Origin of the sequence: Domibacillus sp. DTU_2020_1001157_1_SI_ALB_TIR_016 (assembly GCF_032341995.1) — a bacterium.
In the GTDB taxonomy this organism is placed as follows: domain Bacteria; phylum Bacillota; class Bacilli; order Bacillales; family Domibacillaceae; genus Domibacillus; species Domibacillus indicus_A.
This window is the reverse complement of sequence record NZ_CP135439.1, coordinates 2,055,848-2,082,489: the sequence shown is the minus strand read 5'-3', so window position 1 is coordinate 2,082,489 and position 26,642 is coordinate 2,055,848. Positions and strand designations below refer to the sequence as shown.

At 40.6% G+C, this 26,642-nt stretch carries 26 protein-coding genes and 1 pseudogene; 21 read left to right on the top strand and 6 right to left on the bottom strand.

Annotated elements, in window-relative coordinates; translation table 11 throughout:
• Positions 1-2 precede the first annotated feature (2 nt).
• Positions 3-419 carry an NAD(+)--rifampin ADP-ribosyltransferase gene (gene arr / locus RRU94_RS18615; protein ID WP_315691551.1) on the top strand — a complete coding sequence of 139 codons (417 nt, stop codon included), beginning with the start codon at positions 3-5 and terminating at the stop codon, positions 417-419.
• Between the two features lie 1,494 nt (positions 420-1,913).
• On the opposite strand, the gene RRU94_RS18610 is transcribed toward arr, so the two are convergent.
• Both RRU94_RS18610 and RRU94_RS18605 read right to left on the bottom strand, forming a co-directional pair.
• A complete protein-coding gene (locus RRU94_RS18610) occupies positions 1,914-2,447 on the bottom strand; it encodes a hypothetical protein (RefSeq protein ID WP_315692336.1) in 534 nt (177 codons plus the stop codon).
• Positions 2,448-2,602: 155 nt separating this feature from the next.
• Positions 2,603-4,366 (bottom strand): sigma-54-dependent Fis family transcriptional regulator, encoded by a 1,764-nt coding sequence (locus RRU94_RS18605; RefSeq protein WP_315692335.1) that lies wholly within the window; start codon positions 4,364-4,366, stop codon positions 2,603-2,605.
• Positions 4,367-4,607: 241 nt separating this feature from the next.
• Between RRU94_RS18605 and fdhA the strand changes: the two genes are divergently transcribed.
• Both fdhA and RRU94_RS18595 read left to right on the top strand, forming a co-directional pair.
• Positions 4,608-5,822 (top strand): formaldehyde dehydrogenase, glutathione-independent, encoded by a 1,215-nt coding sequence (fdhA, locus tag RRU94_RS18600; RefSeq protein ID WP_315692333.1) that lies wholly within the window; start codon positions 4,608-4,610, stop codon positions 5,820-5,822.
• A gap of 12 nt (positions 5,823-5,834) precedes the next feature.
• The gene (locus tag RRU94_RS18595) at positions 5,835-6,590 is read left to right on the top strand and encodes an MIP/aquaporin family protein (RefSeq protein WP_251273164.1); all 756 of its coding nucleotides are present in this window, start codon (positions 5,835-5,837) and stop codon (positions 6,588-6,590) included.
• A 4-nt stretch (positions 6,591-6,594) separates the two neighbouring features.
• Here RRU94_RS18595 and RRU94_RS18590 read toward each other — a convergent pair whose 3' ends face one another.
• Positions 6,595-6,720 (bottom strand): hypothetical protein, encoded by a 126-nt coding sequence (locus RRU94_RS18590; RefSeq protein ID WP_315692331.1) that lies wholly within the window; start codon positions 6,718-6,720, stop codon positions 6,595-6,597.
• A 219-nt stretch (positions 6,721-6,939) separates the two neighbouring features.
• Here RRU94_RS18590 and RRU94_RS18585 point away from each other — a divergent pair, with 219 nt between their 5' ends.
• The 6 genes from RRU94_RS18585 to RRU94_RS18560 all read left to right on the top strand — a co-directional run bounded on the left by RRU94_RS18585 (position 6,940) and on the right by RRU94_RS18560 (position 13,385).
• Positions 6,940-7,242 (top strand): hypothetical protein, encoded by a 303-nt coding sequence (locus tag RRU94_RS18585; RefSeq protein ID WP_315692329.1) that lies wholly within the window; start codon positions 6,940-6,942, stop codon positions 7,240-7,242.
• Between the two features lie 186 nt (positions 7,243-7,428).
• Positions 7,429-7,758, top strand: a complete 330-nt coding sequence (locus tag RRU94_RS18580; RefSeq protein ID WP_315692328.1) for a hypothetical protein — start codon at positions 7,429-7,431, stop codon at positions 7,756-7,758.
• Positions 7,755-7,928, top strand: coding sequence for a hypothetical protein (locus RRU94_RS18575; RefSeq protein ID WP_315692327.1), 174 nt, complete (start codon positions 7,755-7,757; stop codon positions 7,926-7,928). Before RRU94_RS18580 ends, RRU94_RS18575 begins: the two co-directional genes overlap by 4 nt.
• A 1,197-nt stretch (positions 7,929-9,125) precedes the next feature.
• Positions 9,126-11,330: a phosphatase PAP2 family protein gene (locus RRU94_RS18570; protein WP_315692325.1), complete on the top strand. Its 2,205-nt coding sequence runs from the start codon at positions 9,126-9,128 to the stop codon at positions 11,328-11,330.
• Between the two features lie 212 nt (positions 11,331-11,542).
• On the top strand, positions 11,543-13,165 hold the full coding sequence (locus RRU94_RS18565; RefSeq protein ID WP_315692324.1) for an S-layer homology domain-containing protein: 1,623 nt from the start codon (positions 11,543-11,545) through the stop codon (positions 13,163-13,165).
• Positions 13,166-13,250: 85 nt separating this feature from the next.
• A complete protein-coding gene (locus tag RRU94_RS18560; protein ID WP_315692323.1) occupies positions 13,251-13,385 on the top strand; it encodes a hypothetical protein in 135 nt (44 codons plus the stop codon).
• A gap of 27 nt (positions 13,386-13,412) precedes the next feature.
• Here the strand turns inward: RRU94_RS18560 and RRU94_RS18555 are convergent, their stop codons facing one another.
• Positions 13,413-13,568 (bottom strand): hypothetical protein, encoded by a 156-nt coding sequence (locus tag RRU94_RS18555; RefSeq protein WP_251270147.1) that lies wholly within the window; start codon positions 13,566-13,568, stop codon positions 13,413-13,415.
• A 191-nt stretch (positions 13,569-13,759) separates the two neighbouring features.
• On the opposite strand from RRU94_RS18555, the gene RRU94_RS18550 reads away from it, so the two are divergent.
• The 8 genes and pseudogenes from RRU94_RS18550 to RRU94_RS18515 all read left to right on the top strand — a co-directional run bounded on the left by RRU94_RS18550 (position 13,760) and on the right by RRU94_RS18515 (position 20,498).
• Complete coding sequence (locus tag RRU94_RS18550; RefSeq protein ID WP_315692322.1) at positions 13,760-13,987, top strand: hypothetical protein; 228 nt, start codon at positions 13,760-13,762, stop codon at positions 13,985-13,987.
• Between the two features lie 82 nt (positions 13,988-14,069).
• The gene (locus RRU94_RS18545) at positions 14,070-14,282 is read left to right on the top strand and encodes a hypothetical protein (RefSeq protein WP_251270145.1); all 213 of its coding nucleotides are present in this window, start codon (positions 14,070-14,072) and stop codon (positions 14,280-14,282) included.
• Between the two features lie 445 nt (positions 14,283-14,727).
• Positions 14,728-15,426 carry a polysaccharide deacetylase family protein gene (locus RRU94_RS18540; RefSeq protein ID WP_315692321.1) on the top strand — a complete coding sequence of 233 codons (699 nt, stop codon included), beginning with the start codon at positions 14,728-14,730 and terminating at the stop codon, positions 15,424-15,426.
• A gap of 237 nt (positions 15,427-15,663) precedes the next feature.
• On the top strand, positions 15,664-16,143 hold the full coding sequence (locus RRU94_RS18535; RefSeq protein WP_315692320.1) for a DUF3942 family protein: 480 nt from the start codon (positions 15,664-15,666) through the stop codon (positions 16,141-16,143).
• Between the two features lie 106 nt (positions 16,144-16,249).
• Positions 16,250-16,519, top strand: coding sequence for a hypothetical protein (locus tag RRU94_RS18530; RefSeq protein WP_315692319.1), 270 nt, complete (start codon positions 16,250-16,252; stop codon positions 16,517-16,519).
• A 319-nt stretch (positions 16,520-16,838) separates the two neighbouring features.
• Positions 16,839-17,163, top strand: a pseudogene (locus tag RRU94_RS18525) (phage terminase large subunit); the annotation flags it as partial.
• 789 nt (positions 17,164-17,952) lie between these two features.
• Entirely contained in the window at positions 17,953-20,157 is a 2,205-nt protein-coding gene (locus RRU94_RS18520) for a S8 family peptidase (protein WP_315692317.1), read from the top strand.
• Positions 20,157-20,498: a hypothetical protein gene (locus RRU94_RS18515; protein ID WP_315692316.1), complete on the top strand. Its 342-nt coding sequence runs from the start codon at positions 20,157-20,159 to the stop codon at positions 20,496-20,498. The genes RRU94_RS18520 and RRU94_RS18515 overlap by 1 nt, the downstream gene beginning before the upstream one ends.
• A gap of 50 nt (positions 20,499-20,548) precedes the next feature.
• Here RRU94_RS18515 and RRU94_RS18510 read toward each other — a convergent pair whose 3' ends face one another.
• Positions 20,549-21,235 carry a toxin regulator gene (locus RRU94_RS18510; protein WP_315692314.1) on the bottom strand — a complete coding sequence of 229 codons (687 nt, stop codon included), beginning with the start codon at positions 21,233-21,235 and terminating at the stop codon, positions 20,549-20,551.
• A gap of 737 nt (positions 21,236-21,972) precedes the next feature.
• Between RRU94_RS18510 and RRU94_RS18505 the strand changes: the two genes are divergently transcribed.
• From RRU94_RS18505 to RRU94_RS18490, 4 genes are all read left to right on the top strand, one after another.
• Positions 21,973-22,176 carry a hypothetical protein gene (locus RRU94_RS18505; RefSeq protein ID WP_315692312.1) on the top strand — a complete coding sequence of 68 codons (204 nt, stop codon included), beginning with the start codon at positions 21,973-21,975 and terminating at the stop codon, positions 22,174-22,176.
• Positions 22,177-22,753: 577 nt separating this feature from the next.
• On the top strand, positions 22,754-23,899 hold the full coding sequence (locus RRU94_RS18500) for an S-layer homology domain-containing protein (protein ID WP_315692311.1): 1,146 nt from the start codon (positions 22,754-22,756) through the stop codon (positions 23,897-23,899).
• Positions 23,900-24,009: 110 nt separating this feature from the next.
• Positions 24,010-25,719 (top strand): S-layer homology domain-containing protein, encoded by a 1,710-nt coding sequence (locus RRU94_RS18495; protein WP_315692309.1) that lies wholly within the window; start codon positions 24,010-24,012, stop codon positions 25,717-25,719.
• Positions 25,719-25,976: a DUF3006 family protein gene (locus RRU94_RS18490; RefSeq protein ID WP_315692308.1), complete on the top strand. Its 258-nt coding sequence runs from the start codon at positions 25,719-25,721 to the stop codon at positions 25,974-25,976. Before RRU94_RS18495 ends, RRU94_RS18490 begins: the two co-directional genes overlap by 1 nt.
• 99 nt (positions 25,977-26,075) lie before the next feature.
• Here RRU94_RS18490 and RRU94_RS18485 read toward each other — a convergent pair whose 3' ends face one another.
• A complete protein-coding gene (locus tag RRU94_RS18485) occupies positions 26,076-26,537 on the bottom strand; it encodes a CarD family transcriptional regulator (RefSeq protein ID WP_410493053.1) in 462 nt (153 codons plus the stop codon).
• Positions 26,538-26,642: the final 105 nt, after the last annotated feature.

Here is a 26,642-nt window from a genome sequence, read left to right as displayed (position 1 = left end):
ATATGAATGACAAAAAAAATGTCTTAGATCCTGGCCCGTTTTTTCATGGTACTAAAGCAGAACTGAAAATTGGAGACCTGCTTGAACCTTTGTACTTATCCAATTATCAGGATAAAAAATCTAACCATATCTATTTTACTGGAACATTAAACGCTGCTAAATGGGGTGCTGAATTAGCAAAATCTAATTCAAAAGAGAGAATTTATATTGTAGAACCATTAGGTGATTTTGAAAATGATCCGAACTTAACTGACAAAAAATTTCCTGGAAACCCAACACGTTCTTATAGATCTAAATCTCCTTTGAAAATAATAGCTGAATTAAGTTCATGGGAAAGGCATTCCGATGAAGAAATAAATCATATGCTTACATCTTTAAAAAAGTTAAGTGAAGAAGGAAAAAATGTAATATACGATTGATCCTCACATTAAATGTTTTATTAATATTTTAGCATGAAAAAGACTAAGTCGTATTAAGGTATCTTTATACTTCCCAATGCAACATAAAGGGTTGATATGATCCCCTTTAAGTAGATAGTGTAAAAAGCCTGTGTGTTAACATGTGGGTGTATATACTTCTGCTTGGAGGGGATTTTTTGTGGCGAGCACTCTATTACAGTTCCGATAGAATATTTTTTTGCTTTAGATTGCTTGTATACTGGAAAATTAGGAGAGAACTATTACTTGATGAGAAATAAAGACATTAAAAAGAGGCGCGAAGAGGTCTCTCGGGACATTGGGGCAAAGCGCTTTCACTGAAACTTCGTTTCAAGCTTCATGTGTGGCGGAAAATAAGTATCCAGAACAAAGTGGAAGAAATGGCACACTTCCTGGGCATGCGCATTTCCCGGATCAATCTGTGAAACACCAGCACCCTGGCGTTTGACGGCTCTGGAAAAGTGGAACGGAACCCGAAAAAAGACCTTGCCACGTTTTCAACTGGCAAAGTCTATCATACGGATTTGTCTGCTTCTTATAATATTGGAGCTCGCTATTTTATCCGGGCTTTTCAAAAATCCACTTCGGAAACGAAATGGTTGTCACTTCAGGCAAAAGTTCCTGAGCTGGCAATAAGGACATCCCGGACCTTGTCTTCGTTCATTAGTCTCCATATTTAGTTAAGTGCGGAGCTTTTGATAAGCAAAACGTTAAGAATATCACTATGACTGCATTATATACAGCTGTTATGCGTACGAAAACGAAGAAAGCCCGCAATCTGGTCGGATTCTACAATGGCGTATTGAATAAATAAGATGCTTGACCATTTTGTACTCGAAGGTTGTGTACGTGTGCTTGCAGAAGAAGCGTGGTTAAACGCACAAAAAAGCCACGGAGGGAGTTCCGCAGCAAAAGGCTGATTATGTAATGAAGGTTGAAACTCGCAGGAGGTAGTTGGGGACTACCCTGATGCTAATTTACCCGCTTTGATGTGAAAACAAACCTATATACGCAAAAAAAAGCCGCGGTGACCGCCGCAGCAAACAAGATGAACTATGTAGAGTTCAGGAGAATGGGTGGCGGGTGTGTGCCACAGGAAAACATTTACCCGCTTTGGCACTAATGTAAACCAAAGAAATAAAAAAAGGCCGCGGTCGCGACTCCGCGGCGGGAAAAGATGAGTAATGATGCAACGACTGGTGAGGTATCCAAGATGTTGTGCATCGTTGCATGGTATTTTTTACCCGATCGAGAGAACAATAAACAGCAAGGAGGAATTTACAGCATGAGGATCTATCAGTTATACAGCGTCTTAAACAACGGAAATCATTACACTACGTATGTCGGCCCAGACCGCGAGAAAGCTTAAACCTGGCCATTTTACCAACGTCAAAAAAAGTTGTCACAAGGTGCAACAATCAAATAGGAGAAGCCGCATCAATAGCTGTTTAATTCATTGAGTGAACCGCTAATCCATCAGTGGATAGCATCAGTGCGATAAACAGGATAGCTTTTACCCGTATAGTAGATTGTACCGGTCTGTACCATTCCAAAACGTTGGGCCACGCGAACGCCATTGTCAGAAATAAAGATGCCGCCAATTTCCATTATGTTCATTCCCCTTTCTTGTAAACTCTTTAAATAGAGGGGGATGTCATTCAATAAGCATTTGGAGAATTGCGAACGATTTGTGTCTTCAGTATCGACCATTACAGTTGTCCAATACAAGTATATGTCTTTTGGTTCTTTGTAATCTACTATATAATCAGCAAGTTCTTTTTCATCCAATGTACCGTGCAGAACTTTTTCATAGACGTCCTTTTCTAAAGGTAAAAATGCATAGTGTCCTTTTAAAACACCGTTCGTTTCAAGGACTCGAATCACTTCCCCATTACGAGCCAAAACCTTCCTTATAATTTCTTCAGGGACATGCCACTGCTCTGGATAGAGACGATACTCCAGTTGGAGCACCTCCCGAATGTCTGAATTCAATCCTTTTCTAACTTTCATATATCCTCCAAATTTATAACAATATGACATGTTATCGCTAACATGGATTTTAAAGACTTGTATTTTCAGTGTTTACCTAATTCCATATTCAGGGTTCAGTTCACTTTACAGTTATTTTTCCTTTTTTTTCACTAGGCTCGAACCGCCCCCTCGCTTCACAACCCATACTTCTTCATTTTAAGATACAGTGTATTGCGACTAATCTTCAATATCCTCGCAGCTTTGCTTATATTCCATACAGCAGATGTTAGTGCTTGGGTGATGGCCTCTTTTTCCGTCTGTCTGAGTGAAGACGGTTTTTTTTCTACAATTGCTAATTGCTGAGTTTGTTGTTCATACACATCTTCAAAGTGTAAATCATCCGCCTTAATCTCGTTTCCTACGGCCAAAAAGGAGGCTTGGATAAGGACACTTTTAAGTTCTCTGATGTTTCCTGGCCAATGATAGGCGAGGATTTTTTGCTTTGCTTCCTCCGATAACGAGACTGGTGAATGGTCTAATGTATTAATGAAATGCTCGGTTAATTCAAGGATGTCGGTTCTGTCTTTCAGCGGCGGGAGGGTAATGAAAATCCCTTTAAGCCGGTAGTATAAGTCCTCTCGAAAGCGTCCTGCTTTAATTTCTTCACGTAAGTTTTTGTTTGTAGCCGCGATAACCCTTGTGTTGATCGGGATGACTTTCACACCGCCGACTCGTGTAACAATACTTTCTTGTAAGACACGGAGTAAAGCTGCTTGGGCCTTTAAGGACATATCGCCAATTTCGTCGAGAAAGATGGTTCCGCCGTTTGCTGCTTCAAATTTGCCCGGAGATCCTTTTTGATTCGCCCCTGTAAATGCCCCCTTTTCGTAGCCAAATAATTCACTTTCGATAAGATTTTCTGGGATCGCGCTACAATTCACAGCGACAAATGGTTTCCCGAATCGTGAGCCATGGCTATGTAATGATTGTGCAATAAGTTCCTTTCCTGTTCCACTTTTCCCGTAAATAATGACAGGGTAATCAAAAAAAGCCGCCTTTGTTATCATGTTTCGAACCTTTTCTATTTTGGGACAAGAGCCAATGATATCTGAGGTGCTGTATAGTTTTTTTGCCGTCTCGTCCTTCTTGTTTGCTTCGTTTAAAGAAACAACGGAGCTGTAAAATTTTTGTGATTGATCAGAGATGAGCTCAACCGAGTAACCTTTTCCGACATGAAACTCATCCCCGATGCAATCTTCCCCTAAAATAAAACGGGCTTTTTGATTAGCACGAATAATCGTATTTTCACGGTCAAGGGTAAGAAGCGGAACGGTTGATAAGTTTGATGTTAGCTCAAGTTCTTTTAATGCTAACACCTTTTCTTGCTTAGTCTGGTCAAGAAGCAGCCGGGTCTGTAAACTTTCGGCCATCATCATTGTTAAGGAAATCGTAAAAAGGTGATACATCTCTTTTTTTGCACTAATATTAACCGCACCTATTAACTCTCCAGTTGGAGAATAAATGGGACTTGCTGCACAGGTAAGAAAGTGATTTTTCACGTAGAAATGGTGCTCAGCGTGCGTAATGATTGGTTTCTTTTCGTAGATGGCGAGTCCCATCGCATTGGTGCCTTTTCTTTTTTCAGACCAATTGGAACCAACTGGCAAATAATCAATCGTCTCATTATTATCCAGATGGCCTACTTTGTGAATAATGGTTCCATTCCGATCAACAATCACTGTGACGAGTCCTTGGGAGTGAATGGCGGGATAAAGGTTTTCTAAAATTAATGTTGCGTGCCGAATCATCGACTGATTTTCAGTTAATACCTCTTGTAAGGCACTACCGGTTAAAATCGAGTCATCCATAGGGTCGGAAGGTGAAAGTCCAAAATTTTGACAACGTTTCCAAGAACGGTTGATTATATCAACCCGCTCGACAAGGTTCTCCTGTGGCATTTGCTTGTCCCCCTTTAAATAGTAACGTTTACTTTAAATTTATTATACTACTTGGATAAATATTTCCAAGTTCAAATGAACAACTGTCCTAAAATAGGACAGGGTTGTTGTTCAGAAAATAAGCAGGTTTAATAATCACTCATCATAAAAAGGGGCTTTAAACAAAAGCTTGGATCTTGGCGCAATTCTTGCAAGATATAAAGTGAACTGCCTGACATTTATCTTAAGGGGGAATTGCAAAATGAGTGGAAACAAAGCAGTCGCGTATGTGAAGCCAGGCAAGGTGGAAATACAGGACATAGGTTATCCCGATTTAGTGTTAAGAGACGGCCCAGGTGTTAATCCACTGAATGTTGGTCGTAAATGTAACCATGGTGTGATTTTAAAGGTTGTCACAACGAACATTTGTGGAAGCGATCAACATATGGTGCGCGGAAGAACGACTGCTCCAACTGGACTTGTTCTTGGACATGAAATTACAGGTGAAGTCATTGAAGTTGGAAGCGATGTTGAGTTCATTAAAAAAGGCGATCTCGTATCTGTTCCATTTAATATTGCTTGTGGGCGCTGTCGTAGTTGTAAAGAGCGTGACACTCATATTTGTGAAAATGTAAATCCTGATCGTCCAGGTTCAGCGTATGGCTATGTTGATATGGGCGGATGGGTCGGAGGTCAGTCTGAATATGTTATGGTTCCGTATGCTGATTTCCAGTTATTAAAATTCCCAGATAAAGATCAGGCAATGGAAAAAATAAAAGATTTAACAATGCTCTCAGATATTTTTCCAACAGGTTATCACGGTGCAGTCAGTGCAGGGGTCAAACCAGGTTCGACGGTTTATATTGCTGGAGCAGGTCCAGTTGGGTTAGCAGCAGCGCACTCAGCTCAATTACTCGGTGCGGCTGTTGTCATTGTCGGTGACCTGAACGGGGATCGGCTTCAACAAGCAAAAAGCTTTGGATGTGAAACCGTAAACCTTCATGAACATCCGGATCTTGGTGAGCAAATCGAACAAATTTTAGGGGTTCCTGAAGTCGACTGCGCCGTTGACTGCGTGGGATTTGAAGCGTCAGGACATGGAGCAAATGCAGGGGAAGCGCCGGCAACCGTACTTAATTCAATTATGACCGTAACACGTGCTGGCGGGAAACTTGGTATTCCAGGGCTTTATGTAACAGGGGATCCTGGTGGAATTGATGAAGATGCACGAATCGGGACATTAAAGGTGCGTCTTGGCCTTGGTTGGGCAAAAGCACATACCTTTGTAACTGGGCAAACACCTGTGATGAAATACCACCGTGACTTAATGGCAGCGATTTTAAGTGGAAGAGCACAAATTGCGAAAGCCGTAAATGCAACCGTTATTGCTTTAGAAGATGCGCCAAGAGGGTACCAAGAGTTTGATCAAGGTGCAGCGAGAAAGTATGTCATTGACCCTCACGGACTTGTAAAATAAAGGAGGTCTGTCATGGAACCCCCAGTTCTGTTCAAACGATGTGTGGCTGAAGGTATCGGAACTGCTTTACTCGTACTCATTGGTGCTGGAACTGCGGCGTTTAATGGGGTCATTACAACAAGTAATAATGCGGCGACGACACTTGCGGATATCGGCGTAATAAGTGTTGCCTTTGCGATTGTCGTCATGGCGATGATTTTTACAATCGGAAAAATCTCCGGCTGCCATATTAATCCTGCCGTTACAATTGGTTTAGCAGCCACCGGTCACTTTGCCTGGAAAGAAGTTCCCGCATACCTCATTGCTCAGTGCGTTGGCGGTATCATCGGTGCAATGGCGATTGTTGCTGTTCTTGGAATGGACGGTCTTCACCTTGGAGGGTTAGGTGCAACATCACTTGGTCCAAGTACAGGCTATGTACAGGGGATGGTTGTGGAAGCGATCGCAGCATTTGTACTTATGTTTGTGATTATGGGGATTGCTGTTGATTCGGACGCCCCGGGAAATTGGGCAGGGCTTGTAATTGGATTGACGGTAGGGGGACTGATCATGTTAACAGCTGGGGCAACTGGCGCTTCGTTTAACCCCGCTCGGACATTTGGCCCCTATGTGATAAATAGCTTAGCAGGTGGCAATATCAGCTGGGCACAGTTTCCCGTTTATGTGATTGGACCGATTATCGGTGCGATAGGGGGAGCCGTTGCTTATAAAGGGTTAACAACAAAGCAGCAGGTGGCCGGGTCTGCCCCCCGCTCTGTTAAAGTGTGAAGCGTTAAAGTGTTTGAGAAGTACGGGACGGTTCGATACCTCCATTGGACAAGCTGGCCAGTGTGGACATGGAACAGCTATCCCCTATTAGCTCCTTATGCAGCAGGGCTGCGAGATTCAGGCGATCCATGCGGACATCACCTCCCGCTCTGTCCAGGGTGCATTTGACAATCAAGATGATCCTGAATTTGAAATTATCTATGGCTACAGCAAGGACCACCGGCCCGACCTGAAGCAGATCAAGATTGGCCTTGGCGTCCAGCAGATGAAGTAGTTTTTCGCCGAAAAGGGCAGCGATTCTCCCTTTATTCTCGACAGCAGCCTCGTCACAAAGAGCAACCCGGCTGCCATGGACAAGGAGGCCCTTCAGTTTCTCTCGCGCCTGCCGGATACCTTCGACCTGAATGAATCCGCCAAGGGCGAAGCATTTGAAAAGAACGAATGGACAGACGTAAAAACGGCAGCCGGCAAAACGTACCGGCTGTATGAAACGGACGGAAAAGTGGAGGGGAAAAACAGAACCTTCTACCCTGTGGTGGTGGTCTACTCCGAAGAGCTGGCGGTGAAAAAACAGAAAGCCCTGGAGAAGAAATGGGCGAAAACGCACGCTTCCCTCCAGAAAGAGCTGGACAAAAAAGCAAAGATCGCCTAGAGCTGTGAAGCAGACGCCAAGACTGCCCTGCATGACATCATCCGGTCCGTATATGCGAAAGGATTCTTTGTAAAGGGAGACGTTCTTCCTGTCACCACCCAGCATCACAGCGGGCGCGGGCGCCCGAAAAAGGGTAACATTCCTGCAGAAGAAACCACCTACTTCCTGTCGTTCAGGAAGCTGGGCGTGCATCCTGCCTTCGCTGGGCGGGAGCAGCAGATGGGCTCCTGCTTCGTGCTGATTTCCAGCCCCAGCCTTGACATGACAGCGGAAGAGCGGCTCCTGCTCTATAAAAAGCAGATCCGCGTCGAAACATGGTTCCGGCTGCTTAAGGACCCGCTTCTGTTCCACAATGTGTACCTGAAGAACAGCCGCCGCGTCCAGTCGCTTGGCTATATCTTCTACATCGTGCTTCCGCACCTGTCCTATCTGGAATACCGTGTCCGGCGCTCGCTGGAGGGGCAGCTACGCACTGGATCGGGCAGGGCAACAAGAAAACCAGGACGCCCTCTGTGAAAACAATCATCAAGGAAGCCGAAGGCCTGCTGATTATGGCCATGGGCGAAGAACGCCATATCGTTGAGCCGCCCCTTCCCCAAATGTATCACCTGATCGAATGGGCCGGCTTTGACACTGGTATTCTTATCAGCCCCACTCTTGAAATGGAACGCTATATCAAGGGATAATCTGTAAATTAAAAAGTGTTGTCCAGCCTTCAGCCTTTCCAGCGTGTAAAATCCAAGTAAACCAATTAATATAATTTCATTAAATTGCCTTAAACATTTAAAACCTGTGCCGCCAAAGTAATTCCACAGCCTGTTGGCGGCGCGAAAAACAGGAAAAAGCAAAAAATATGAAATAGCTTATTTTGACATGCGGAATGTCAGTTACAAGAGGGCATCTCTTTTTTGTCGTTTATTTATGGAAGATTATTCATAATCAACACGTGTAACCCAATACAAAGATTTCAAACTTGCAGCGCCGTTTAAAATCAAAAATTAAAAGGTAGTTAATGCAGTAGAGATACTATTTTTTTGTATTAAAAAGACCTCAGCTAAAAAAACGGGGGTCCTTTGCTTTGCAGTATTGTTCAAATGCTGACTAATTAGACATTCTGCAGTATAGTAAATGAGTTAAAAGAACTATTCTCTTTTGATTTTAAAGAATTGGATCGTAGATTGGATAAGATCTTTAAAGCAAAAGATAAATACGGGATGCTTTCAATTGATGAAAAAAGAAAAGATATTATTTACCATGTATGGAGAATGTAACCCTGCTCTAAGCAGGGTTTTTATTTTACTCATTTAAAGGTTTTTCGGTTACGTTTCTTCTTATTATATACCCAAATGAATGGGCGGCATGATGTAAGTTAAAACGTTGAATTATTAACGTTTTAAAGTATTATTCACCATTTCATTTTGAAAAGCAGTTACGGTTGCTTTTCAAAATGAGAACTGTTCAAATAAATTAATTTTTTCTAAATTATAGACTACTTCCTAAAAATAGGAGGTAGTCTTTTTTCTTGAATTTGCATATCAGGATTTAATAGAGACTGGAAGTTTAGAAACAAAATTAAGATTAATATTCAAAATTACAAAGTATTGCTTGGTGTATTTGCTGGTTACTGTATTAATCATGGAGTTAGAAATATTAAAGAAATAATTAGTAGTGTGCTGCAAAAGTTTACATGATCTTTACAGATTCAATATATTTATACAATATAACCTTCTTATACTGGAATTTGTGCTGTTAATAAGTATTCAACTTCTTAAATGTCCGCTAAGAGATTGAATAAACTATTAAAGGTGAAAATAAAGTATTTGAAAAAGAAATCATTTAGAAATTCGCAGTAGAAACGGAGAGATGTAAAAGGTATGAAGTTTATGAAAAGAAAATTAATGAACTTAGTAACAACACTTGCAGTGTTAACGATGGGATGTTCCGCGCTTCCTGTTCAGGCCGCCAGCCAATCTTCTGATATCGAGGGGAGCGTTGCGAAAGATAAGCTTTCAAAACCTTCAAAACCACAAGGAACTACTGAAGAAGTAAATATAGATGTTCCTAAAGCTGAGCAACCTTTACCCGCAGTGGATAATGGCGGAAATGCAAATGATTCTGTCTTAAAGAATATAGCTGCGACCAATCCTTTTATTAATATTTTAGATGGTTTTGATCAAATCTGGTCAATGAATCAACCGGATTGGAGAGACGGAACAGCGTTAACTAAACCAGGTGCAAATGGTAAGATTGCAAAATATGGCGACGGACCTACCGTTTATTTTGATGGATATAAAAATGATGAAACAAAAGTAGTAGCTGATAAGAAAACATATGCAAACGAAGAAATCAGAGATGCTGAGACTTGGGAAGCTAATATAAAATATGTAGAAGATGTTACGAAAAACAGAACAGATGAAGAGGCATTAGCAGCCTATTACGATGATCAAAGAGATAAGATATATAGTATGATGGAAGCTTATGGGCCTTTAGCTAATACATACGTAGATATAATTAAACCGACAACAAGTATTGTAAGATCACCAGAGGACATGAATAAGGTATTGGAAGAAGCAACCGCTGAAGACGAAAGCCAGGGAATGGGGCAATGGAAGGAATCTGAACTTTCAGATGCGATGGATTTAGTTCATTTAATTAGATTTAGAAGTCCTTCTTCGTCAAACCCTGCTAAGTACTTTTTCTCTTCACCAAGACCATACAGAATGAATTCAAATGGAGAAGTGAAAGAAGTTGTTGATCAGAACGGTTTACCTGTTTGGGAAACAATCGGCAGTGGTGAAAGTGTAGTAGAAAAATTGCCTTCAGGCGGTACAAAAGAAACAGGAGAAAGACATTTCCAACAATATGAAACGAATGTGGAAGTAATTCCTGCATTAGAATATGTAAGAAGAAAAGCGGAAGACGGAAGAGGAAAAGATGGAGCTTTTCCGAGTGGGCATACAAGTGCATCGTATTTGTCAACATTCGGGTTTGCATATGCAACACCGGAAAGATATGCTGAATTTTTAACAAGAGCAGCTCAAATGGGAGAAAATAGAATAGTGGCCGGAATGCACTCTCCACTTGATGTGATAGGAGCAAGAATACAATCTACAGCAATGACTGCATTTGCATATAATCTTGCAGAAAACAAAGAGGTATTGGATAAGGCGTATGAAAATGCTGGAGAGGTATTCGGTGAATTAGCCCAATCAAAAGGAATGAGCTTGTACGAATATGCACATACCGTAACAGAGGATTATAAGTTTAAAAGTGCGTACGATGAAGAAAAGTGGGAAGACCATGAAGCAAATAAAGCTTTCTATCGGGAAAAACTTACTTACGGATTACCTCAAACAGGAACAAAAGGTTTAGACCCTGTAGTACCTAAAGGGGCAGAAGTTTTATTGGAAACTCGTCAACCTTATTTAACAGATCAACAACGCAGAGAAGTATTATATACCACAGAAATTGAATCAGGCTACCCTGTAATAGACGAGTCAAATGGTTGGGGCAGAATTGATTTAGTAACAGCAGCTGATGGATATGGTGCGTTTTTAAACAATGTAACAGTTGATATGGATGCTTCAAAAGGAAGATTTAATGCCCATGATTGGTGGAGAAATGATATTACTGGCAATGGTATGCTTACCAAGAAAGGGACAGGAATGCTTACATTGACAGGAGATAACAGTTATACAGGAGGCACATTGCTAAAAGAAGGAACGCTAGAAGCTACTTCTACGGCTGCTTTTGGTAAAGGCGATCTTTATTTAGAAAATGGAACAGTTTCAGTTGATGCAGATGGACCTTTAAATCTAAATGGCAATTTTACAATAGAAGCTGGAAACTTAGATATTGCAATGGATGATGATAGCAGTCAAGTAAATGTTGATGGACTGTTATACCTTGATGGTGGGGACCTGAATTTAGATCTTTCTAATTATGAAATAGGGAAGGCTAAAGACATTACTTTGGTGACTGCCGACAAGGTGAAAGGCAAATTCGATAATGTAACTGCTAGTGGTTACAAGGTAACTGTCAAATATAAAGGTAATAGTGTTATTGCAAGTATCAAAGCAAAAAAATAGCAATTGGTCATTCAAAATATCTAAGCTGCCGACTATTGTCGGCAGTTTTTTTCGTGTGCCGGCATGGTTTATAACTAGGTGATGAAAGTCCATTACAGAACTGGCAGGAGAAACTGGATGCCACTAAAAAAGACAATTAGTCTATTGCTGAATAGTACAATTGTACTGTACTATAAAAATGATGGAAAACTTTATATGGAAGAGAGTATATTTTGAAGAAAATCAACATCACTGTTACAATCATTTTACTGTTTTTGTCAATGACATCTATAACCGCAGTCGTTCAGGCCGATACCATTTTGCCACTGAATTCAACCGTTTCAGGCTCTATATCAGAGCAGGAGCCAATGGATGCATACACTGTATCTGTTGATGAAGCAGGCGTTTTATCAATTGATGTTAATGTGTACTTTTCGGCTGCTTTAATCGAGTTAAGAGATTCGAATAATGCGTTAGTAGGTAATTTTGAAGGTGTTTTTAACGGTCGCCCGGAAAATCCGACTTCATTTCACAAAGATGTTAATATAGAACCTGGCGTGTATACTGTTTTTGTGAAAGATTTTAATAAAACCAGTTTTGGGAATTATGATTTGAAGGTAGTACTTGATCCCGCGCACAACACGGAAATTGAACCGAATCAAACATTCCTTGAAGCAATGCCAATTCAAGTGAATGACAAAAGGTTCCGAGGTTTTATCAGCGCGAATGATCATGAAGACTATTATAAAGTAGAATTGAGTGAACCGGGTCGTTTAGTAGTAGACGTTGATTCTAAAATGGTAAATGGAAGTGTTGATTTATACGATTCGAAAGGAACGATGATTTTTTGGGATTCTTTAGGATTTTATCGGGGTCTGCCGTTACAATGGAAAAAACATGCGGATCTTGAACCAGGCACGTACTATATAAGTATTCGAGGAAACGATTTCTATCAAGGGATTTATGAAATGCTCGTCTCGTTTACTGCGGCAAATAATGAAGAGATCGAACCGAATAACAGTAAGAATACAGCGATGCCCATTCCTTTAAATGACCCGAAAACCTATACAGGCTTTTTGAGTTATACTGATAACTTCGATTACTATAAAATTGACATGAAATACGATGGGTATTTAACGATAAATTTTTCATCGGAATTCAGTAGCTACCAATTAACAAATGAAACAGGTATCGTATATGATTCTCATGTTAGCAGTGGAAGTGTTGGCGATCCGGAAACTTCCTCAAGGAAAACGGCACTTCCAAAAGGCACTTATTATTTTATACCCGCTGCTCAAGTGCTTTGGCAGGGCGGAGTGTATACGATGTCATTCAAACCTGAAACAAACTTTAAAGATGTCACGGCCCGCTATTCGTCTGCAGTCATTTTCTTGTTAGATAAAGAAGTGACAAATGGGCTTTCAAAAGATAAATTTGGGATAAATGACAACATTAAGCGAGTAGATGCAGCTATTTGGCTCGCCAAAATATTAGATCTGGATATTACAAACTCAATGAATACGCCTTATTCCGATTTGCCAAAAAGGGCATGGGGAGCTGTGAATGCTTTAAAAGAGGCAAACATAGTCAATGGAAAATCATCGTCCTATTTCGGGGGCAATGATTCAATGACCCGCGGTGAAATGGCATTGCTGCTCCAACGGGCATATAAATTAAACGGCGATGACGCCGAACTTTCATTTACAGATGTATCTCCGCGTTATGAAGAAGCGGTCAAAGCTTTAGTGAAAAACAACGTGACGCAAGGCAAATCATCCACCCAGTTTGGAACGAGCATACCTATTACTCGAGGAGAAATGGCGTTGTTCTTACACCGGGCTGAAACAACTAAATAACAACTGGATCGGTGCAGATAAATGTCATCTTGCACCGGTTTTTTTTTGCTTGCTCCATAAATGGGCACAAATGAGCTTGGCTTCAATGCAAGAAAAGGCGCAGAGGACAAACGAGTTGTACACAGGCGTGTTCACATCGCTTGAATCAGCAGAAGAAGCGCGGGCACTTATTGCTGTTGAATATGGATACAATCCAAGAATTAAATCGTATAGTGTATAACAAAAAAAGCCCCGATTTCAGTCGGGGTTACTCTTTTGGTTCAGTAATTTCGGTCCATTCATCCAAGTTAATTGCTTCCTTTTGCCTCTGGGGATTAAAATCACGGTATTGTACAAGTAATAAATCTGGCCCATACTTCAACAAATAACAGCCCAGCATATTTTCATTCTCGTATATCTTCATGAAATTCCCCCTTTAAATAAATGTATCATAACCAGAGGATTTTTTTCTTTTTAAACTCTCTCACCCAGTCGCACCAATTCCCTCTTGTTCACACTTCTTCTTAAATATTTTCGTCTATTTCGGCATAACACAAGCATTCCCGCCCATATCATTATTTAACACTAATTAACATAAGAGAAGAGGTGGTGGGAATGGACGAAGAAAAAAAGCTGACCGTAAAAAACATTCCTTTGTACATCGGAAAAAATAACACTCCCGCAAAGGAACATCCTGTAGACCCTGTTCGGTCCTTATCAGCGAAGCTCAATCCGGAATATGATAAGGATTTAATGGATGCGTTGGCAAAGGTCCCGAAACGAGAAAGATCTAAACTATACCGCGATGCGGTACGTCTTTACCTAAAACAAAATCCTCAATAAAACCCAAGATCTTTTCCAGCAAACAGTAACCTGCGCCGACAATCAGTTCACCACCATCAAAAGCGAAAAGGAGTGCTGCATAGTGATGAAGGATGTTGAAATTATCAAAATGTGCCGCCAATTTGTCGCCGGTCTTGTTTGGCAATACGGAGCACGTGCCTTTCCGCAGAACTGTTTAGCCAAGCTCGAAAGTATTACACGAAAGAAACTGGCTGAATTTACGGAGGATGAAAAGGAGAAGTTTAACTGGCCACTGTTCTTTAATATAGGAATGTTGGAGATCGAAATGGAGTAGAAAAAGCCCCGGTTTGGCCGGGTTTATAAGCACTTTTTAATATTTTTCGTATGAACCTTCGTCAATAATCCTCTCTCCTGTTCGTGGCCATGCACCACAATACAAATCTGTGTTTCTTCCTGGCATCGAGGAAAGACCATAACGATCTTCTCTTTTTTCTTCCACATATAATCCGCGACTTTATAAAAAAGGTAGCAAGAAGCTCCTTTATTCGTAAAGTCGCGATAAATCAGTCAATTACCATCTGCAAATTTGATCATAACAATGTCTTTTACACAGTAAGAGCTGTCTTTCAGGTATAAGTGATCGTTTTGTGGTTACAAAGATGTGACAACGCTTTTTCCTTGTTTCTTGAGAAGAGCTTTATTTATTTTGGATTTGTTTAATAACTTCATTTAGAATTATAATATTGTGTTAACAAACTACTAGAAAGTAAGGTTTGATTATGAAAAGGAAATTAATATTTATTGGATTAGGAATCCTCCTGGTATTTCTTTTGTTGCTTGGTACTTACAAATTAATGAATGCTAGAACATACCAGTTATTTGGTGGTTTAACCGAGCAGGTGGAGACAAATCAAAAAGTAGTTGCTTTAACCTTTGATGATGGTCCTACAAAGAACGTAAATGAAATTCTTCGACTATTGGATAAATACAATGTCAAGGCCACTTTCTTTCTAATTGGTAAAGACATTGAAACATATCCAGAGGGGGCTAAGAGGATTGTGGAAGCAGGACATCAAATTGGAAATCACACTTACTCTCATAATCGAATGGTTTTCAAGAAATCTTCTTATATTAAAGAAGAAATTGAAAAAACGGATCAACTAATTCGAAAAGCCGGATATAAGGGTGAAATTGGCTTCAGGCCGCCTAATGGAAAAAAGCTTATTGGACTGCCGTATTATTTAAATAAACACAATAGAGACACTATAACTTGGAACCTTGAACCCGACAGCTATTATACGACTGTTTCTGAAAAAGTGGATTACGTGAAACAAAATATTAAACCAGGTTCGATTATCTTGTTACATCCGATGTATGAAGGCAATGGAAAAGAACTTCAAACAATCGAGGGGATTCTAGAAGCACTCTCAGACAAAGGATACAAATTTGTAACTGTTAATGAGCTTCAGGAATTGTAAATGCAATACCAAGCACATAAAAAGCACCTTAAATGGTGCTTTTTGTCGTGCAGTTGCTGTATATATGATAGCGTAAAAAAAATAAAAACCTGTCACATGACAGGGTTAAATCATTTTCTTCATGCCGCAGTTACGGCACTCATGAAGAAAAACCATATTTGTAATCGAACTCTTAAACTGCGCATTATTACAATTATCACACTGGCTGCTCACTTTTTCTTATGAAGTCACTTGAACATGATAATAAATTTTGTGTCTAGTGAAGAGCAGGAAATTATCTCCTTTTGCCGAACTTATGATTATAAAACAGCAGAAGGAGTGATTCGTTTGAATTTTCAAGATATTTTTGCCAGGAAAGTTAAAGAACATCTGGTTGAAGATCCTGATAAAGCTGTTTTAAAGAAAGAATTTAAAGAGGTGTTATTCCCGTATCTCTCTGAATTAAACAGTAAAATAGGTTTCGAAGAGAATAGAAGTTATAGCTTTAGGATGTCACCTGAAACAGGCGGGAAAATAAGAATTAGAGATGCAGAACTACATATTAAGGTAAAACAAAATACGAACAAAATAAAAATTCTTCAGCATCAAAAAGAACTATATTTAGATGAGCTCATTGTTAAGAACGGCAAGCTTTTTAGCGAAAGGCATGATGAAGAATTTAAAATAGAACATTTAGAAGGGTATTTAGAAAAAACTTTTGCACCTGTCATATTTTAATTGGCCCCTTTTAAAATGACGGTTTTATATCTGAGTACTGTTAGTTTTTAAAGGTAGGAATAGAAAACGGTATTAAGTAAAAAGGCTCCTGGAGGGGGCCTTTTTATTGTGGAGAAACAATGGAGGTGGTGGTGTTAACTGGGATGACATTAGATCAGAATGGGAAACAACAAAGATCATGCTTGCTGCATTAACGGAAAAGCAGGGTATAAAACTCAGTACCTTAAAAACCGGAAAAGCTGTGAAGGATGGTCGAGGAATCCAACGAAAAAGGATGCAGCCAAAAGTGGATAGGTTGCAACCATTCAACAAAAGGATACAACTGAAAAAACCAAGGGCCTCAACGAAAGAGAAGCGTAAATCCACATCCGAATAACCAATTTACAAAACGGAACAAGGCTGCTGAGAAGCATGCGTTGTTCTCTAGGTTTCTGCCAGATGAAACAAAAGAGATCACGGATGCAATGACCGGTCTTTCTGCTGCTGATTTGATACGGCAGCAGATACAGATCCAATTTACTGCAATCATCCGCTTTCAACAAATTATGTGGGTTGAAGATAAAGATGAATTGATCAAAGAGATTAAGAAGGCCGAAACTTATTCGGATGCTAATTCAACTTTAGAAAAGCAGGAATGGGAATTTCAATTTGCCTGGGAGCGGCAGGCTGCCTTTTTAAACGCTCAATCTCGAGCGATGGCCGAACTCCGCGACTTTTTATTTGATTGGTCCACTAAATTTCAGTTTCTTGTCGGCGGCTATGGCAGCAGCAAGAGCTATCATGTAGCTTTAAAAATTATTTTGAAGCTGCTTAGAAGAAAAACGAACGGCTTTGATTGTCCGTGAAGTTTATGATACACACCGTGACTCCACGTTTTCTTTACTAGAAGAGCTGGTTATCGATTTGGGCTTGGAGGATCACATTAAGTGTATGACATCTCTTATGCAGATTCGCTTTCCGAATGGCAGCAAGATTATATTCAAAGAAATGGACAAGCCAGCTAAGCTAAAGTCCATTAACCTGCTTGTGCCATTCATTGTATAAAAGAGTCTCTGTAATTATTCCTTCCCTTTGATAGCTTCTAGAACGGCAATGTCTGTTTTATATAGGTGAGGTAGAGTCATAAGATATTAAAACCTGATATACAATCCATGCCCAACTGCCAGTACATGGTGTGATGGTGACAAGCCGGAGGTACATAAAAATGCATAGCGAAATGACCCGCTGCCACTCTTGAAAGATTCTAAAGTCATAAGGGAGCAAGTATTGGTTTCCTGAGTGACGGAGAATATGCGCTGCTTCATGCGCATATTCTGGTCATTGCAGGGCACAAGAAAGGGAATCATTAATAAGATAAGTGTATGTGATCCGGCTTCCATGCACTCGCTGGGACCGGATATATAGTCTGCTTCAATATCCATCTTTGCTGAAGTTAGATTACTATCCAGCTCTTCTGGTCTGGATATGCTGATTTATAAACATAATGCATCTACTCAAAAAAAAGGGAGAAATACTGACGAAAAGAAAGAATTACTAAAAAGTACAGCAGGCGAAATAGAACTACTTACAAATCATCTTCAAAGGAACCTTTATAGAAGCTTCGTAGAAAAACAGGGCTTGCTTCCGAAAAATACTTAATAAAAAGATGCTCAAAAAGATTAACTTAGTTAGAAAGAGGAGGCTGAATTAGATACTACTAGTTATTATTTTTTATTTTTAGATACGTTTTTTAGGGTTTCATTACTTTCTCAAGCAGGAACGAAATAATGGGGTATTTTTCCGAATTATGTGATGAAAGGGAGTAGTGAATTGAAAAACTTCGTCTGCGGAGTAATAGGTATCGGGTTGTGGCTGTCAATTCACGGAAACCATCCGGTCTTTGCTGATAGTAATGAGGAAAAACAAATGCTTATTATTTTTGATGAGGAAACTAGCCAGCAAGAGATTGACAAAACGGTGAAGAGTGTAGACGGTGATGTGATAGATGCATTTGAGCAAGTGGCGGCTGCATCTATTGAGATACCAGAAGATTCAATCGATGAGCTACAGAAATCTCCTTCTGTAAAGCATGTAGAGGAAGATATTCTCATTCATCTGAGCGAACAAATAGAAGATTGGGGTATTCAGGCCACCAATATACCTTCTGCCTGGAATTCCGGTTTTACAGGTCAAGGGGTTAAAGTAGCGGTGATTGATTCGGGTATCGCACCGCACAGTGATTTGGCGGTTGCAGGAGGGGTATCAACGGTTGGCTATACGACTTCATACAACGATGATCAGGGTCATGGAACACATGTGGCTGGTATAATCGGCGCACGAAACAACAACTTCGGTGTAAAAGGGGCGGCTTACGAATCGGAACTTTACGCTGTAAAAGCGTTTGATCAAAATGGTGAAGCTTATTTGTCTGATTTGATCGAAGGGATCGACTGGTCCATTTCAAATGGAATGGACATCATTAACTTAAGTTCAGGAACTCAAATAGAATCCGCTGTATTACACTCTGTCATTGACCGAGCTTATGCAAGCGGCCTGCTTATAGTTGCAGCTGCCGGAAATGATGGAGCGCCAGATGGACTAGAAGATACAGTAGACTTTCCGGCGCGTTATTCGTCGGTTATCGGAGTCGGTGCTGTAGACAGCTATTTTAATCGAGCTCCTTTTTCATCTACAGGGCCAGCTGTCGAGGTAGCTGCTCCCGGCGTAAGAATTCTAAGTACTTATTTAGGGAACCAGTATGCTTATATGAGTGGCACTTCCATGGCAGCACCTTATGTAACAGGGGAACTGGTTTTATTAAAACAGGCTTACCCACGGCTTACCATTGAAGAATTGCGCCAGGTACTAATTGAGCATACAAGAGATTTAGGCTCAGCAGGAAGAGATCCGTTTTTTGGCTATGGTTTCATTCAGGCTTCTTCCTTTACAGAGCCTACAGAATTTGAGGAAGAGAATCCATTGACCGGTATAAACCTCAGTCAAAGTTCCCTCTCAGGAAGGCCGGGAGATACCCTCAATGTCATAGCATCTGCGGTATTTAAAAACGGCGAAGTCCAGAATGTGACGAACGAGGCAGCGTGGTCATCGGCTAACACCGCTGTGGCAACGGTTCAGGACGGAAGAGTGGAACTGAAAGGCTATGGCAGCACAATAATTACGGTGACATACGAAGACCAATCCGCTGTGATCATTGTAAATGTTCCAGCTCCAGATCCAGAACCAAATCCTGTTGTCAACCTTGAAGTCAACCAAACCATTCTAATAGGGCAGCCAGGAGAGGCTATTAATGTAACAGCATCCGCCACCTACAAAAATGGTGATAGGCAAAATGTGACGAATGAGGCAGCATGGTCATCGGCCAACACGGCTGTTGCCGTGGTCGAGGACGGAAGAGTAGAGTTCACCGGCTATGGCAGCACAACCATCATAGTTACGTATGAGGGTCAATCAACTATGATTGTGGTCAATAGCCCAGAGCCGCTGCCAGAATCAGAAACAGGTATTCATTCTTTCCAGGACGTTTCTGCCTTTTATGCGCCGGCCGTAGAATATTTGGTTCGTAATCAAATTACCCAGGGTTTATCTCGGACAGAATTTGGTGTTCAGAAAGATATTATCCGTGCAGACGCTGCTATTTGGTTAGCTAAAGAACTAAATTTAAACACGGAAAGTGCAGAGGAATCTGGCTTTGTGGATGTACCGTCAAGGGCTGCAGGGGCCGTAAATGCGCTGAAACAAGCAGGGATTATTGGCGGAAAAACAGCAACCAGATTCGGCGCCTCTGATCCGCTGACACGTGGAGAAGTTGCGCTTATTTTACAGCGGGCTTTTAATCTCACAGGGGACGGAAGGTCATCTTCTTTTACAGACGTGTCTTCTCGTTACAAGGAAGCTGTGGATGCATTGGTTGCAAATAATATCACATCTGGTTACACTGCAACACAATTTGGGGTTGCCCGTAATATTACCCGCGGTCAGCTGGCCGTTTTCCTCTATCGATTGTCGTCTAAATAATGTTTATAGGAGTACCTAGATTAAACTGGCATAAAAGCATTCATGCTTTTGTGCCAGCTTTTTTATTGTTAAACTTTTGTGGAAAAGTAAGAATAACGTGGCTTTTATTATCCATTGAAAAAGGCCAGGCGAAACTGTTATGGTGTGAAGACAAATCAGTTGAAGAGGCAGTAGAGGCTGAAAAGCTTGGTGCCCATGTGAAGGAAGGGGATTTGATTAAGATCGAGTCTCTTCCAGAAGGGCTTCAGGTTGAGTTTTTAGAAGAGGAAACAGAGAACATTAAGGAAAAAGCCAGAGTGATTAAAGAGCAGCTGCTTAAGCGAAATGACGAAAATAATTAAAAAAGGCCGTGTCAGCATAACACTGATGCAGCCTTTGATTTTGCAAATCATTATTGCTCGATTTTGTCAATAAATATACTAGGGATAGTAATATCTCCACCCATTGTAGACTCATAAGTTAACAGACCATTCGATGTTCCCATCACAGTAATTAAATCATCTTCTAATATTCTAGAATCGGTAATGTAGGAATCGTAAGCACCAAAAAGTATGGTGTCATAATCTTCGTTAACAGCAATCCTTACTTGGACTTCTCCATCGCCTTCCATTACCTGAACAACCTTGCCATAAAATTTAACTTTCTCACCGATATAATCATCAGGTGTTCTAGCTAATTGGTCATAAGTGATACCTGTCTCGTAACCTCTTTTTTCTTCTTCTTCAGCTTTTCTTTGAGCTTCAGCAGCGGCGGCAGCTTCAGCTTCAACTTTTTTCTTCGCAGCAGCTTCTTCAGCAGCTTTTTTAGCGGCGTCTTTAGCTTTTTGTTCTTCAATCTTTTGCTGCTGTTCTTTTTCTGTTAGCTCAAACCATGGCTGTGCCTCTTCGACTTTCTGTTCTAATGTAGTGATTTTAGTGTCCTGATCATTGATGGTTTTTTCACTTTCATCAAGTTTAAGTTGTAAAGCAGCTACCTGATCTTCTTTTTCAGATACAGAACTTAAATTCGTGACCAGTAAAATAGTCACCAAGATAAAAGCACCGAGCAAAACCATGACTTTTTTGTTTTTCCAATCCACTTATGTATGTACCTCCATCCAAAATAGTTCTCCCAGACTAAATCAACGATATTTTCAATTCTAAAAGAGTAAATTTATAATTGAAAAAACAACTTCTTTATTATGCTATAAAAAACTAGGAGTTTCTACATAATTTCCCTTAATATAAAACTGAAAATAATGTATTTAAACATAATTATTACCATTTATAGAAATATATTTACGCATGAGTATGTTCCTGTATAAGTAAAGGGGTTTTTTTTAAAGGGGCAGGGGTAGAAGTTATATTGCTGGTGTTGTCACTTTTTTCTTCGTTACTAGAGTAACTTCTGCATACAGTATTCATCGCTGATAGAGGTTGAAAAGATTGGAGCTTATCTTATGTAAAGAAAGCAGAACGAGGAGATGCTCTTCGTTTTTCAAAAAACAACCAGAGAAGAAGGGATGAGCTGTCTCTAGTGAGGCCAAACATGTAGCAATACGAGCGCTGCCTCGAGTAGAAGTAGAAACCAGCAAAGCAGGACGACTGCACAGTCGAACAGTATTATATGGCTACGCTAGAAAAGCGCGCGTGTTTATAGTGATAATTGCAGCTAATATTGCAGACCAGATTTTCGGATTAGACGGCGTGCTTGCTGTGAATACTAAGAGTTCCGGATCTGCTATGTGTGACGGGAGCTTTTTTTGAAAAAAGTTTAAAACACAAGGATAGAGTTAATTAATCATATTAAATGCTGCTAAAGAAAAGGAGAATCAATATGAGCGATTTTGCAGAAATACTAACACAACCAGAGGAAACTCCAACAAAATCACCGCCAGAGACACCGGTAGAGCCGCCAATGGAAGCACCGACAAAGTCACCAGTAGAGACACCAGTAGAGCCGCCAGCTGAAGCGCCGGCAAAACCACCGGCAGAAACACCCATTGAGCCACCAGAAGAAACACCCGCAAAAAATAAATAACTATTTTAATTTAATTCTTTTAAGCCCGCTGTCTGCTATTGATGGTGGGCTTTTTTTGTGGAGCAAGGGATCGATTATTGATTAACTTCTTTCTTATATCGTGTCTTGAATGAAAGATAATCTTATCTGGGAAAAGGCCAGCCACAGCCAGTCATAAGTATTTTTTACCATCTCTTTAAATTTTCCTTCTTTTGATTTGTATAGGAGTATCTATTCGATGACAGTATACAAAAAAGTAATTTGGAGTAAAAAGGAAAATAAAGTAATTTATGAACATGTTTCCTTGCAAAATATAATTGGTGAGTTTGCAGCAGTTAATGAAACTTATATTTAATTACCCGAATTGACGCTTATATTTTACAGTATTATGCTAATTAACAATTATTTTAAAAAATAATATAGATTGTAACAATAATGGGTATTTAAGCTCATTGAACCCACCATATTATAAGGTAATATATTGTAAAATTGATAAGGAGAGTATAGTTTGAAAAAATTTATCACATCATTGTTTTAGACACCTTTGCTTTTTTCGCTTGTTTTGTTAGTGCCAGCTTTTGCCTCAGCACAGGAAAATGTGACAGAGAAACCAGAATGGGAAGTTCCAGCTGAGATTTACAATATTTTACGAGAAAGAGCAGGAATGACTGTTTACACTCATACGCACAAGCCGGTTGACTTTAATAATATGAAGTATGGGTTTACTAAAATTTATGAGCAAACACCCAATTATATTATCGCCCGGCCTCATAATACAAAAGATTACATGCTTGTAAGTAAAGATGGATTTTACGCTGCTTATACGACAAAAGAAAAGGGTGCGGCCATTGACGCGGAAAATGGCTCAATGCTTTGGCGTACGCTGCGGAATTATGCGTTTGAAGATATCTGGGATGAAGATAATCAGTATGGATATTTTCATTTTGGTCAGCCACAAGCAACTGATTTAGTGGGCGAAGTACTTTTAACTGAAGATTTTTTAATTCCTGAAGGTACAAAGGTGTATGAATTTGCCTTATATGATGATTCCGATTGGTATAAACAATTACCAGTAGACATGCTGAAGATCGGTGGAATTAATGTGTTTTCAAAATGGGGTTCAGTCAACGGTATTGAACTTTCTGAAGAGGAAAGGTATCACTTACGCAGTGTACTATTTCTGACATCTGGCGGAACGCCTCAAATGAGTTATGATCCAGATAGATTGCATTGGAAATTAGAAAACTGGCTATATCCAGCATTTATCGATGTTCGAAAAGACCATTGGGCACGTGAAAATATTACGTGGGCATTCCGAACAGGATTGATTCAAGGATTCCCGGATGGCCGGTTCCAGCCACTATCCTTGTTGAAAGAATCAGACTTCACAGTTATCGCGGCAAAGTATTTCGGCTTTAAGCCAGGTGCCACATATGGTCACCGGGCACAGCAGTATTATGATTTCTTTAAACCGTACAATCTGCCGCTTAAAGGGTACACAAATGATACTGCGAAAAACGGTATCGTAACACGCGGCCAATTGGCACAAGTCATTGCGGCTTCTCAGGGAGCTGCTTATGGACCATATTCAGCAGTCGGATTTATGTACAAAAATAATCTTTCTTCTGGCACAACGGGAGCTAAAACATTTGAAGACTATCACTTTAATGAACCGTTAACCCGTGCTCAAATCTCTGCTTTCTTCCGGCGCATGGAGGCAGCAGGGATGACTGCATTGAAGTAAACGAGAAACCGCCAAGCTATTTGGCGGTTTTCTCTTTAAATCGAAATATTGACACCTAAAGAAATAATTTAAAAATATAAACAGGTTGGTAAATGAGGGAGGAAGATCAGTTGAAAAAGCCATTAGCTTTATTATCAAGCATTGTTTTTTCGCTTGGCATTGCGGCTCCGCTTGCTCAGGCAGCAACATTTAAGGATGTTTCTGAAAGTTACAGATTCTATGAGGACATTGATTATTTATCCAATACAGGGATTATTTCTGGTTTTCCAGATGGCCGTTTTATGCCTGATACGCAGGTAACCCGTGCTCAGGCGGCGATTATGATTGGCCGTGCATTTGATGTGGATGGTACGAAGCGATCGACAGTCTTTGATGATGTAAGCCCATCCAGTGTCGCGTCCGGTTATATTGCGCAAGCGGTAGAAGGGGGCATTATTAGCGGTTTTCCAGACGGAACATTTCGTCCTAATGAGCCGGTTACCCGGGGACAGCTGGCGATTTTGCTAACACGTGCTTATGAATTGACAGAAACAGCACCAGTAGTATTTAAAGATGTATCAAAGAATTCAGCAGCTTATTCTTATATCGGTAAGATTATTGCAGCCGGTATTACACAAGGCTACCCGGATAATACATACCGTCCTGATACAGCAGTGAAACGCGGCGAATTTGCGGCGTTTATGTCACGTGCTATAGATGCCGCAGACACTTCTGAGCCATTGCCGGAAGGACCTGCATTATATGTAGATTTCTTAAATGTTGGCCAGGGGGATGCCATTTTTCTTGGATTTCCAAATGGGCAGACGATGATGGTGGATGCTGGCCGGTCGGACGCAGATATCAAGGAAGCAGTCAGCGGATTTGGTCCTGGCTTTGCAGTTGACACTTTTGTGGCCACTCATCCAGATGCTGACCATATTGGTGGGGCTGATGCTGTGATTAAAGATTTTGGTGTAAAAACCGTTATTGATTCCGGTCAGGATCATACGACGAATACGTATCTTGATTATCTGGCAGCCATCCAGGTGTCAGGTGCCGACTTTAAGGTAGCAGAAGAAGGCCAGGATATTTCGCCGGATCCATCTGTTTCAGTGAAGGTACTGCACGCAGACAGCCAGGCAGCAGATCTTAATGAAGGATCAATCGTTCTTAAGGTGAGTTATGGTGATGCTGACTACTTATTAACAGGTGACGCCGATATTGAAGTAGAAAATGAAATGATGGCTAAATATGATCTGGAGGCAGAAGTATTGAAAGTTTCACACCATGGATCTTCAACAGGAACTTCAGCGGCCTTTTTAGCTGCCGTCGATCCAAATGATGCGATTTTGTCTTATGGAGAAGGAAACACCTATGGGCATCCTCATTCTGAAGTGCTAAACCGCCTGCTTGATTATGGTGTTAATGTGTGGAAAACACCAGAAGGCAGCATCGAAACGTGGACAGAAGGCCAGGAGATTCATTTCACACAAGGGATTGATGTACCGCCAACTGTAGAAGATCCAGTGGAAGGCAGCAGCACAGTCCAAATTGTCAGCAAAGATTTGAGTGGAGAAACAGTAGGCATCAAGAATAACGGCTCTAGCAGCGTAGGCATGTCGGGATGGAAGCTTGTCAGTGTTCAAGGAAACCAAACGTACACATTTCCAGATGGCTATACCCTCGGAGCAGGGAAGACCGTTTATGTGACTTCAGGGCCTGACGCAAAAGAACAGCTGCCAACGTATCTGAAATGGACAACTTCTAACATGTGGGCCAATATCGGAGATCCAGCACAGTTATTTGATTTAAATTGGGAAATCGTGAGCGTGATGGACTGATGAGAAACGGTATTTATACGATTGATTCCATTGAAAAAGGCCAGGCGAAGCTGTTATGGCGTGAGGATGAATCGATTGAAGAGCTGATAGAGGCTGAAAAGCTGGGGGCTCATGTGAGAGAAGGGGACTTGATCAAAATCGTGTCTCTGCCAGAAGGGCTCCAAGTTGAGGTTTTAGAAGGGGAAACAGAAAGTATTAAGGAAAAAGCTAGAGCAATGAAAGAACAGTTGCTCAAGCAAACTGAAGAAAAGAAATGAAAAAAGCCGTATCAGTTATTTACTGATACGGCTTTCAGTTTGTAGAAAAAGTCTTCATTTTGAAGACGATGTCTGCAAGCTTTTTTATTACATATATTTTTAGCCAGCGGTTTTTACCCGGCTAAGCCGATCTTGTAATAAGTCTTTCGCCTGTGGCTGCGTCATGCTGTTACTTAGCTCAAGTTCGCTGACAAGAAACTGCATTGCATCGCGGAGCATTATTTTTTCGTTTGAATTTAATGGTTTTTCCTTTTGGATCATAACCAAATCGCGGATAACTTCAGCTCCGTCTTTCGTCATACCCGTTTTCATTTTGTCGGTGTTAATCTTAAATCTTTGTTTATATGTTATAGACCGATCAATTTCTCCCTGCCCGAACATGTTCATGACTTGCTCAATAGCCGTCATGTTCAATACGAGCCGCATCCCATAGTCGCTCACTTTCGTGATTGGAATCATTACCTGCAGTTTCCTAAGAGGAAAAGCCATAATGAAATATTGCTGTGTTTTCCCTAGAATTTCTTTTTCCTCAATGGCTTCAATTACGCCTGCCCCATGCATTGGATATACAATCTTGTCACCAATCTCAAACAAACTAATCCACCTCCATGGATGATTCCTTTCTTGAGATTAACACAACATGAATTTTTATTCAAATTTTACATA